At 67.8% G+C, this 11683-nt stretch carries 5 protein-coding genes; 3 read left to right on the forward strand and 2 right to left on the reverse strand.

What is annotated here, in order from left to right; translation table 11 throughout:
* Window positions 1-177 precede the first annotated feature (177 nt).
* Together C475_RS12930 and C475_RS22375 are read left to right on the forward strand one after the other, a co-directional pair.
* Window positions 178-2583: an endo-1,4-beta-xylanase gene (locus C475_RS12930; protein WP_006884289.1), complete on the forward strand. Its 2406-nt coding sequence runs from the start codon at window positions 178-180 to the stop codon at window positions 2581-2583.
* Window positions 2584-2818: 235 nt separating this feature from the next.
* Window positions 2819-4816 carry a sialate O-acetylesterase gene (locus tag C475_RS22375; protein WP_006884290.1) on the forward strand — a complete coding sequence of 666 codons (1998 nt, stop codon included), beginning with the start codon at window positions 2819-2821 and terminating at the stop codon, window positions 4814-4816.
* 92 nt (window positions 4817-4908) lie between these two features.
* Here the strand turns inward: C475_RS22375 and C475_RS12940 are convergent, their stop codons facing one another.
* Complete coding sequence (locus C475_RS12940; RefSeq protein ID WP_006884291.1) at window positions 4909-6984, reverse strand: alpha-glucuronidase family glycosyl hydrolase; 2076 nt, start codon at window positions 6982-6984, stop codon at window positions 4909-4911.
* Between the two features lie 78 nt (window positions 6985-7062).
* Window positions 7063-10515: an endo-1,4-beta-xylanase gene (locus C475_RS12945; protein ID WP_082223308.1), complete on the reverse strand. Its 3453-nt coding sequence runs from the start codon at window positions 10513-10515 to the stop codon at window positions 7063-7065.
* 170 nt (window positions 10516-10685) lie between these two features.
* Between C475_RS12945 and C475_RS12950 the strand changes: the two genes are divergently transcribed.
* Window positions 10686-11606 carry a hypothetical protein gene (locus C475_RS12950; RefSeq protein WP_006884293.1) on the forward strand — a complete coding sequence of 307 codons (921 nt, stop codon included), beginning with the start codon at window positions 10686-10688 and terminating at the stop codon, window positions 11604-11606.
* Window positions 11607-11683: the final 77 nt, after the last annotated feature.

The following is an 11683-nucleotide window of genomic DNA, read 5'->3' on the forward strand; positions in this document are numbered from 1 at the left end:
GCGCGGGAGCGGGCCCGCCCGCCCGACGGCGTTCACTTCCACCGCCGCGGCTTCGCCGACCGCGGGCCGCGGCGCGACGTGCAGTATCCTCTCCCATCGAGCGTCTCCCGAACGACGGCGACGACGCTCGTGGGGCGAGCATCGATGCGACCGGCGCAGTTTGCGGCATCAACTACGATGACAGACGACACACCATCGACGGACGAGACAGAGTTAGACGACGAACAGCGGGCCGAAGACGCACCCGCGGAGGGGGGTCCCGAACGACGAGTCGAGAAACGCGACAGGAACGACATGGCGCCCGCCGACGCGTCGGACGGCTTCGGCATGAGCCGCCGGGACTGGATGCGAACGCTCGGCGCGGCGATGCTCGCCGGGGGCGCCGGCGCGGCCACGTCCGGCGCCGCCGCCGGCGAGACGGCCGACACCTCCAAGACGGTCGACCAGCGCATCCAGGAGCACCGCACCGGCGACCTGCAGGTCACCGTGGAGAACGAGGACGGCTCGGCGGTCTCCGGCGCCGAAGTCTCCATCACCCAGCAGTCACACGACTTCAGATGGGGCACCGCGGTCCACGCCGACACGCTGATCAACCAGTCGAGCGCCGGCGACAACTATCGGGAGTACATCCCGGAGCTGTTCAACAACGCGGTGATCGAGAACCAGATGAAGTGGGCGCTCTGGGAGCAGAACACGCAGCTCACGGACGACGCCGTCGACTGGATCCTCGGCCAGGGGCTGGATCTGCGGGGACACGTCTGCGTCTACGGCGTCGACTACGCGGTGCCGAGCGACGTCCAGACCGCCATCGACAACGGCGACACGGCGACGATTCGCGAGCTGTCGATGGCCCACATCGACGAGATCGTGAACCACTACGGGAGTGACATCCACGAGTGGGAGGTCGTCAACGAAGTGCAGCACTCGACGACGATCATCGACCCGTTCACCTCGACGCCCGAGACCGCCCAGATCGTCGCCGACTGGTACGAGCGGGCCGAACAGGTACGGCCCGACGGGACCACGCTCGCGGTCAACGACTACAACGCGATCGCCGGCAACTACGGCAGTGACCAGCAGGGATACCAGACCCACATCAACCACCTCCTCGACAACGGGATCGACCTGGAGACGATCGGCCTCCAGTGTCACTTCGGGCAGAACGAGACGCTGTCGACCGACCAGATCCTCGCCACGCTGAACGAGTACGGCCAGCTGACGGACACGCTGAAGATCACGGAGTACGACCAGGCCGGCTCCGGGTGGCCCGAGTCCGAGAAGGCCGACTGGTTCGAGCGATTCCTCCGCGTGACTTTCAGCCACCCCGGCGTCGAGTCGTTCCTCGTCTGGGGCTTCTGGGACGGCCGCCACTGGGAAGACGACGCGCCGTTCTTCAACGACGACTGGTCCACCAAGCCCAGCTACGACGTGTGGATGGACCTGGTCTACGGCGAGTGGTGGACCGAGGAAAGCGGCACCACCGACGGCGAGGGCGCCTTCGCGACCAGCGCCTTCCTCGGCGAACACGAGATCACGGTGTCCACCGATTCCGATTCCCAGACCGTCTCCCGAGCGGTCACGAACCCCGACGGGACCACGACCGTGACCGTCACCGTGGCCGGCGACGGCACCGGAGACGGAACCGACGACGGGGACGGGACGGACGGCACCCAGCAACCCTACGGCGGGACGCCCCACGCCGTGCCGGGTCGGATCCAGGCCGAAGAGTACGACCAGGGCGGCTCCGGTGTCGCCTACAGCGACAACACCGCCGAGAACGAGGGCGCGTCNCGGATCCAGGCCGAAGAGTACGACCAGGGCGGCTCCGGTGTCGCCTACAGCGACAACACCGCCGAGAACGAGGGCGCGTCCTTCCGGACGGACGAAGCGGTCGACGTCTCCTCGAACTCGGCAGGGTCGGGCTACTCGATCGGCTACATCGAGTCCGGCGAGTGGGTCGAGTACACCGTCGACGTCGACCAGGCCGGCGACTACACCGTGGACGCGCTGGTCGCTTCCGACTCCGGCGGCGGCTCGTTCCACGTCGAAGTGAACGGGACGGACGTGTCCGGCACCGTCGACGTTCCCGCGACCGGCGGCTGGGACACCTGGGAGACGGTCTCGACGTCGGGGGTCTCCCTGGATGCCGGCCAGCAGGTGATCCGCGTCGCCATGGACGAGAGCTGGTGGGACCTGAACTACCTCGACTTCTCACTCGAGGGCTCCGGCGGCGACGGAAGCGACGGAACTGATGGCAGCGACGGTAGCGACGGCAGTGACGGCAGTGACGGAAGCGACGGTAGTGACGGCGATGGCGATTCCAGCGCCGACCTGGTCGCCGAGATCGACCCGGACACGACCTCGGCATCGGTGGGTGAGCGCGTCGCCTTCCGCATCACCGACACCAGCGCGGACGGCAACTGGATCACCTCGCTGTCGTGGACACTGGGGAACGGCGAGACCGGCACCGGCTGGTACGTCGACACCACCTACGACTCCGCCGGCTCCTACACCGTCCAACTCGACGCGACCAACAACGAGGGGACGACCACCACCGACGAGGTGACGATCACAGTCTCGTAGGGGACCTGCACTGACGACGGTCACCGGCCGCCCCGCCTCGGTGGCCGGCCGCTCGCGTTCGAAGCGCGACCCGAACCGACACTATCGTGGAATCTGACGGAGATAATTCGGATGCTCGCACGACCACGTACGACCGGTCGTGCGATCGCCTTCGAATTCTACGATAGCTGACCGACCTACCTTCGATAGCCGACGGCAGAGCGCGAACGGCCGTCGGCTGGGGGGAGTTCCAAGCATGACTACTACCGACGACACGCACGACACGACTGGGGGAACAGACGACCGACAACGCCGAACGAACGATGGCCGACCGGCGAGCGACGGCAACGAGAGAACGAACGACGACGGGGGAGCGCTCACCCGGCGTGGCGTCCTGAAGGCCGGGGCGACGCTCGGCGCCGGTGGAGTAGTGGCCGGGCTGGCCGACCAGGTCTCGGCGACCACGCCGACGGACCCGTCGAACCTCGACCTGTATCTCCTGTTCGGGCAGTCGAACATGGAGGGCCAGGGAACGATCGGAGCGCAGGACCGCGAGACCAACGAGCGGATCCACCTCCTCGCGGATCTGGACTGTCCGACCCTCGAACGCGAGTACGGCGAGTGGTACCTCGCCGAACCGCCGCTGAACCGGTGCAGCCAGGGACTCGGGCCCGGGACTTCCTTCGCGAAGACGATGATCGAAGAGACGCCCGACGACAGAGGGGTCGGGCTCGTCCCCGCGGCCGTCAGCGGGGCCGACATCGCCCTCTTTCAGAAGGGCGCGCCGATCGGCCGAAACGACCGCAACATCCCCTCGCAGTTCGACGGGGGGTACCAGTGGTTGCTCGACCTCGCCGAACAGGCCCAGGAGGTCGGGACGATCAAGGGTATCCTCTTCCACCAGGGCGAGACGAACACCGGCCAGCAGGAGTGGACGTCGGAGGTACAGGGCATCGTCGAGAACCTCCGCTCGGACCTGGGAATCGGGACGGTTCCGTTCCTCGCGGGCGAGATGCTCTACGACTCCGAGGGCGGCTGTTGCGCCTCGCACAACTCCGAAGTCAACGAGTTGCCCGACGTGATCGAGAACGCCCACGTCGTCTCCGCGGAGGGACTGGCGGGCCAGGACTACGCCCACTTCACGACGGAAGCCTACCGGGAACTCGGCCGCCGCTACGCGAACGAGATGCTCGACCACGTTGACCTCGGTGGCGGGAGCGGCGACGACGGAAGCGGTGACGGTGGGGGCGACGGAAGTGGTGACGGCGGGAGCGGCGACGACGGAAGCGGTGACGGTGGGGGTGGTGGCACCCAGCAGCCCTACAACGGGACGCCCCACGCCGTGCCGGGTCGGATCCAGGCCGAAGAGTACGACCAGGGCGGCTCCGGTGTCGCCTACAGCGACAACACCGCCGAGAACGAGGGCGCGTCNCGGATCCAGGCCGAAGAGTACGACCAGGGCGGCTCCGGTGTCGCCTACAGCGACAACACCGCCGAGAACGAGGGCGCGTCCTTCCGGACCGGCGAAGCCGTCGATATCTCCTCGAACTCGGCGGGCTCGGGCTACTCGATCGGGTACATCGAATCCGGCGAGTGGGTCGAGTACACCGTCGACGTCGAACAGTCCGGCGAGTACACCGTGGACGCGCTCGTGGCGTCGAACGCCGGCGGTGGCTCGTTCCACGTCGAGGTCAACGGGACGGACGTGTCCGGCGCCGTGAACGTCCCCGGAACCGGTGGCTGGGACACCTGGGAGACGGTCTCGACCTCGGGGGTCTCCCTGGAGGCCGGACAGCAGGTCATCCGCGTCTCGATGGACGAGAGCTGGTGGGACCTGAACTACCTCGACTTCTCACTCGAGGGCTCCGGCGGTGACGGGAGCGGAAGCGACGGCGGTGACGGCAGTGATGGAAGCGACGGCAGTGACGGGAGTGGCGACGGCAGCAGTGGTGATGGCGGGGGCGACGGAGAGAGCGGCGACGGCAGCGGGCCGAGCGCCGACCTGGTCGCCGAGATCGACCCGGACACGACCTCGGCGTCTGTCGGTGAACGCGTCGCGTTCCGCGTCACCGACACGACGGGCTCGGGCAACTGGATCGACTCGCTGTCGTGGACGCTGGGTAACGGTGAAACTGGGTCGGGCTGGTACGTCGACACCACCTACGACTCCGCCGGCTCGTACACGGTCGAGCTCGACGCGACCAACAACGAAGGCACCACGACCACCGACGAGGTGACCGTCCAGATCTCCTGACTGGCGCCTCTCACCCCGGTACGTCCTCCACACACCGACTCTCTTCTTTCGACGAACGAAAAACGCCGACGGCCGAGCGAGCGCTTCGCCGCTCAGTCGTCAGTCGGGACCCGACCCTGCTCGTCGGGGATCTCGGCGTGTTCGTAGAAGTACTCGCTCAGCCGGTCGCGCCAGACGCCCGCGTGTTCGACCTGCTCGTCGAACCGTTCGGCGACGTGGCGCCAGCGCTCGTCGTCGATCTCGCCTTCGAGCGTGCGCCACTCGTCGCGCAGGCGCTGGGTCTCCTCGACCCCGGCGTACAGGTTGTCGTACAGCGTCTGGACGACGGTGCGGCCGTCGTCCAGCTCGTGGTCCCACGGGAGGTGATGGAAGAAGAGGAGCAGCTCCTCGGGGCAGGACTCGGGGTCGTCGTACATCTCGGCCAGGGCCTCGGGGTACTGCTGGGCGTAGCCGTTCCCCTTCGAGTTCCGATCCTTGCCGATGCCGTCCTCGGTGATACCGGTGTAGCCGGGCCACTCCTCGGGGCCGGGGTCGTAGTGATTTTCGAGGTAGGCGCTCCCGTTGTACATCATGTGCATCAGGCCGATCCCGCCGGTCGAGTAGTCGATGACCGCCGGCCACGTGCCGTGCATGATCTCCGTGACCGTCTCGACCACGTCGGGGTCGGTGCCGAACGTCTGTTTGACCCACTCGTCGGTGATCTCCGCCGTTGTGAGGTCGGGGTCCCACGCCAGCCGGGCGTAGCCGTAGAGGTTCGCCTGCGCGAGGTAGTGACCGGTCCAGTTCCTGTCCTCGCCGGGACCGCCGACGCCAGCCATGCCGGTGCCCTCGTCGGTAAAGAGATCCTTGACTCGTTTGCCGTGGCCCTCGGGGTCGGTGTCGAACTCCAGGACTTCCTTCCACATCGGGACGTGGTAGCAGGCGTGGACGTGCTGACCGGTGTACTCGCCGGTGATCTGGAGCTCGAGTCCCAGATCGGTCTCGGGCATCTGGCCGAAGACGGGCGAGATGGGCTCGCGCGGCTGGAAGTCGATCGGGCCGTTCTTGACCTGGACGGTGACGTTGTCGTGGAACTCGCCGTCGAGGGGTTCGAAGGTGTCGTACTGCTGGACGGCTCGGTCCTTGTGCGACCCGTAGACGAACGCGCGCCACCAGACGCGGCCGCCGTGGGGTTCGAGCGCCCGCGCGAGGACGTTCGCGCCGTCGACGTGGTCGGCGTCGTAGTTGTACGGGCCGGGCTGGCCCTCCGAGTCGGCCTTGACGAGGAACCCGCCGAAGTCCGGGATCAGGTCGTACACCTCGTCGGCCTTCTGGGCCCACCACTGCTCGACTTCGGAGTCGTTGGGGTCGGAGGTGTCCAGATCGCCGACCTTCTCGGGCGCACCGAAGTTGACCGAGAGGTAGGTCTGGATGCCGTAGCGGCGGAACAGCGAGGCCAGTCCGGTGAGCTTCTCCAGATACCTGGTTTCGAGCAGACGCCACCCCTCCAGCTCCTCCATCGCCTCGTTGCCTTCCTCGCGGCCGGGGATCTGCGTGTTGACGTTGTTGAGGATGACCCCGTTGATCCCGACGGAGGCGAGTAGGCGCGCGTAGTCGCGGTAGCGCTCGCGCAAGTCCGGCAGACGCTCGAAGTCGAAGATAGACTGGCCGGCGTAGCCCCGTTCCATCGACCCGCGGAAGGGGTTGTCCCAGTGGTTGATCAGCCGGTCCGGCGAGGCCGGTTCTTCGACGATATCGACGTCCGCGACGGGTTCGCGGGCGGCCATCAGTCGCAGGAGGTGGAAGGTGCCGTAGACGAGCCCGCTGTCCGAGGAGGCTGTGACGACGAGCGTGTCGATGCCCTCCCACTCGCTGGTCGTGATGACGTAGCCGCCCTCGTCGAGGTCGGCGATCTCGTCCTCGTCGACGGCCTGGGCCACTACGTCCATATCCCCGGGCGTGCCGACGGCGAGGAAGCCGTCGACGGTGCGAGGCGGGTGTTGCCAGAGGTGCGGGTCCCGGCCGAGCATCCCGCCGAGGCCGCGCCGCAGTTCCTCGCGGACGGCCCCGAGTTCGCGCGACTCCTCGGCGACGTACGCGTGGGTGCAGAGTCGCCGGTACGACTCGCGAAGGTCCCCGTCGGGAACCTCGTCGTACCGGAGCCAGCAGTCGTCGTAATCCGGTTGCATACGCTACTCCGATCCGCGGCGGCTATTAAAACGCTGACGACCGCCTTCGAAAAGACGGGCAAGGGCGGACGCCGCCGGTCAGGAGACGGTTATCTCGACCTCGTCGGTGGTCGAGTAACCGAGGTTGTCCGTCGCGGTCAGCGAGACGGTGTAGGTGCCGGCCGAGTCGTAGCGGTGTTCGGTCCACCAGCCCTCGGCGCTCTCGCCGTCGCCGAACTCCCACTGCAAGTCGGTGATCCAGCGGTTCTGCCCCGACAGGTCCTCGACGGCGAAGGTCAGCCGCTCGTCGACGCCCGCCTCGGTGGCGCTCGGTTTCGCCTCGGCGAGGACGCCCTCCAACTCGGCGATCCAGACGGTGAGTTCGTCGGTCGTGGTCTCGCCCTCGCTGTTCGTGGCGGTCAACTCGACCGTGTAGATTCCCGGCTCCTCGTAGCGATGGGCGTTCCAGTAGCCGCTGGCGGTCGTGCCGTCGTCGAACGTCCACTCCAGCTCGTCGATGTGGGCGCCCGACCCGCTGGTGTCGATCACCTGGAACGTCAGCCGCTCGCCGACGGTTCCCTGGGTCGCGCTGGGTTGCAGGCGCGCGATCAGGTCCTCGTCGCTCCGGGTGACCTCGAAGCTGAAGTCGGTCGCCGTCGTCACTCCCGAGGCGTTGGTCGCCGACACGTCGAGGGTGTTCCGCCCCCGGGAGACGATCTCCCCGCCGTCGAAGGCGTCGCCGTTGAGCGTGACCGACTGCGAGGAGACGCCCGACTCGTCGTCGGCGATCGTCACGCCGGCGGCGCGGGGCGCCTCGTAGGTCGCGCCGGCCTGCAGGTCGTCGACCACGACCCCCGGACCGGTCGGGTCGGCGGCGTCGAGCGAGACGGCCTCCGACCAGATGTCGACCGCGCCGACGACCATCGCGTAGCCCTCCGGGCCCTCCGGGATAGTGACCCGGAGGTAGCTCGCGTCGTCGGGCAGCCCCCCGACCTGCGAGTAGGTCCAGAAGGCGTAGTAGCCGTTCGAGTCGTTTGGCGCCTCGACGACGGTCGGGTCGACCGCGACGGGCTCGAAGGTCTCGCCGTCGCTGGAGACGGCGAACGCCAGGTCCGAATCAGTGGCGTTGTTGTTCACGTAGGCGTCGACCTCGAACGCGGCCACGCCGTCGGGGACGCGGTAGGTGACCGACCCCGCCTGGCCGCCCTCGGACTTCTGGAAGAAGCTATCGTCGCCCTGGCGCGAGGCGTAGCCCGCCGCGAAGACGTTGTCGTTCGAGTCGGCCACCGACAGGTCGCTGGCGTCGTCGGACAGCGCGGGGTCGCCCAGATCCGCGCTCTCGCGTGCCGCGAAGCGCGCGCTCGCCGCCGCGGTGTCGCCGTAGGCCGTCACCGTGACCGTGACCGTCGCGGTCCCCTCGCCGGCGACCGAGACGACGCCGTCCTCGTCGACCATGAGCACGTCCTTGTCGGCGCTCTCGAAGGACAGCGCCCCCTCGGGAACCGGCAGGTCGTAGCCGTCCTCGGACGTGAGCGCCAGGCCGAGGTCGACGGTGTCGTCACCGACGAGCGTGTGGCTGTCCACGTTCAGGTCGATATCGCCGATCGAACCCGGACGGATCTGGACCTCGGCGGACGCGCCGTCGTCGGTGAACTCGACGGTCTCGGCGCCGATCCGCTCGCCGTCGCGGGCGACGACCTCGTAGGTCCCCTCGAAGCCGCGACCGCTGTAGACGCCGTCGCCGTCGGCCGTGCCGGACTCCTCCGTCCACCACTCCTCGAACAGCAGCCGGCGGTACTCCTCCCCGTGGGGCCGGAGCGTCCAGTCGCTGTCGTAGTAGGCGCCGGTCGGCCGCCAGTGCTCGTCTTCCCAGAAGCCCCACGACACGACGCCCTCGACGGCCTCGTGGCTGAACGCCGCCGTCAGGGCGTCCCGGAGGTAGTCCCGCTGGGCCTGGACCTCGTTCTCGTTCGAGCGGTCGTTGATCTGGATGTCGAACTCGGTGAGCTGGAGCGGGACGCCGAACTCGGCGAACCGGTCGAACCGGTCGAGCAACTCGGTCGGCGGCGTGAGACTCCCCAGGCCGAAGTGGGCCATGAAGCCGATCCCCTCGACGCCGGCGTCGTTGTCGGTGAGCCACCCGATGTGGTCGTAGTAGTCGTCGGTGAGCTGGTCCCCCGCGATGATGTTCAGCTCGTTGATGTACATCTGCGAGGACGGGTCGGCCTCGTTGGCCGTCTCCCACCAGTCGAGGACGTACTCCTGGCCGATATCCTGCCAGATCTCCGGATAGAACAGCGGGTGGTTGTGCATGTCCCACTCGGGGAGTTCGCCCTCGAACTCCTCGGCTCGCTCGCGGATGAGTCGTTTCACCTCCTCGTTTACCTCCGTCGCCGACAGCGAGTCGTCGATGCCCATCCAGTCGTAGGTCGACCAGACCAGGGCGTGCCCGCGGGTTGGGATGTCCCGTTCGAGCATCCAGTCGATGGCCGCGCGGGTGTTGTCCTGGTCGAGGCCGTCGCCGTAGCGACCCTCCCAGGCGGGCACTTTCAGCCCGTTCTCCGGGACGGCCTTGTTGAAGTTGTCGAGGAACCGTTCGCGGTAGGTCTCCGAGCCGTCGGGCCACTGGTTGACCGCGATGGCCGACCCCCAGTCGTACTCGTGGGCCTGCATCTCGACGGACACGTCGGCGTCGGGGACCGGGTCGCCGTCCGCGTCGAGGACCGTGACCTCGAAGTCCGTCTTCCGCAGTTCGTCGATCCGCTCGCGGGCCGCCGAGCGCCACTCGGCGTCCTCGGCGCGACCGGGGTACTCGTAGTCGAAGGCGGTCGTCGGGAGGTCGCCGACGCCGACCTGCGTGCCGTAGTCGAGCAGGGCGACGCCGCCGAACTCGACGGTCTGCTGGCCGAACCCGGTCCAGAACTCCACGTACGGGATGAACTCGGATCCGTCGGGCTTGGCGCCCACTTCGATCGGGAAGTAGTAGCGCTGCCACTCGCTGCCCAGGCTGACCCGCTCGGTGCCCTCGATGAACGAGTCCGAGTAGCCCGTCTCGCCGTCGGGGTCGGTGAACTGGTACTTGAACTGCGCCTGGACCTCGACGGCCTCCTCGGCGGCGGCCGCGTTCGCGCCGCGCATGTACGCCACCGCGAGCAGCACGTCTCCCTCCGAGAACTCCCGGTCGGTGATGTTGGACTTGTACGTGTAGGAGTAGCCGTTGCTCGCGTCCTCTTCGATCGCGACGCGGTCGCCGAGCGTGATCGGTACGCCGTCGGCGCCCACGTCGAACTGCGTCTCCGTTCCCTGGTCACCGCCCTGGAGGGTGAACGCATCCAGCGTGGCCTGCTCCGTGTCGCTGTAGACGAACGTCCCCTCCGGGAGCCCTTCCTCGTCCATCAACCGCGACTGCAACCCCTGGTGATACGCGTCCGCCGCTGTCTGTCCACCCGATGCCGCGCCTGTGCCGAGGACCCCCGCCGCGCTGGCCGCAGCCAGCGACTGCAGGAATGTCCGCCGGTCGCTTCCGCTCTCGCGGGTCTCGTTGCTATCCATGTGTGCAACAGCACGTGAGACGTTCGTCACCACATACAAAGAATTTGTGTGTCTTTTCGACAACACTTATATGTAGGCTCGGAAGTAATTACGTCCTCCCGGACGTTCGTTCTCACCGTTGAGAAACGAGGACCAACGCTTTTGGTACGAATACGCCGATACCTACGCATATGAACGAGGAGACGGAAGACGAACTCGGACGCGACGACCCCCCCGCGACGACGCGTCGTGCGCTGCTCGGGTCGCTGGGGGTCGCGGGGGTAGCGGGCTGTCTCGGTCTCGGGAGCGACGGAACGAGCGAGGAGCCGTCCGGGAGCGGGTTCCAGACCGTGGGACCCGACGGCGGTCCGGAGCCGACGGAGACGCCGGAGCCGACGCAGACGCCGGCGCCGACACCGACGACTGCCGACTCAGGAGGACGGACCGCGATCGAGACGCCCGACGACGACTCCTCGACGGCTACCGCCGCGCCAGCGACCGAGGCGGGCGCCGAGTGGCCGTCGGTCGAGGACCCCTACTACAGCGCGCTTCAGGACGACCTCGCGGCGATGGGACTGCCGCCCGGGGAGTTCGTCTATGCCGACGACGAGGCGGGCGCGCTGTCGACGTTCCAGGTCTGGTCGGATATCGCCCAGACTTCGTCGGTCTCGGTGACCGACGACCGGTCCTTCTCGGCGGCGCGCCGCGTCGAGGTGACCGAGGAGCCGGACAACCCGTGGAGCGTGACGATGAACGGGACGGTCAACAACCGGTCGGTGGCGGAGGGGGACGTGTTGCTCGGCGTCGTCCATCTGCGAACTCCGGTGTCGAGTCCGACTGACTCGACGGTCCAGTTCGTCGCGAAAGACCAGGACAACCAGAGTACGAACAACATCACGACGCAGGCGACGATCACGCCGCCGACTGAGTGGACCCGCTACTACGTGCCGATGCAGTGGGGCTACGACTCCGAGGCGGGCACCTGGTGGTGGGAGCTATTCCACGGCTTCGGCGTGCAGACGACCGACGTGGGCGGCATCGCGCTCGTCGACTTCGACCGGTCGGTGAAGGTCGAGGACCTCCCGCGAGGAGCCGTCACCGACGGGGAGTGAGCGCGGATGCGAAGCGACTACCGACACGCCGACGGCTCCGCGGTGGCGTTCGCAGCGACACCGAAGGCTTTTGACAG

Source organism: Halosimplex carlsbadense 2-9-1 (genome assembly GCF_000337455.1).
Classification (GTDB): Archaea; Halobacteriota; Halobacteria; order Halobacteriales; family Haloarculaceae; genus Halosimplex; species Halosimplex carlsbadense.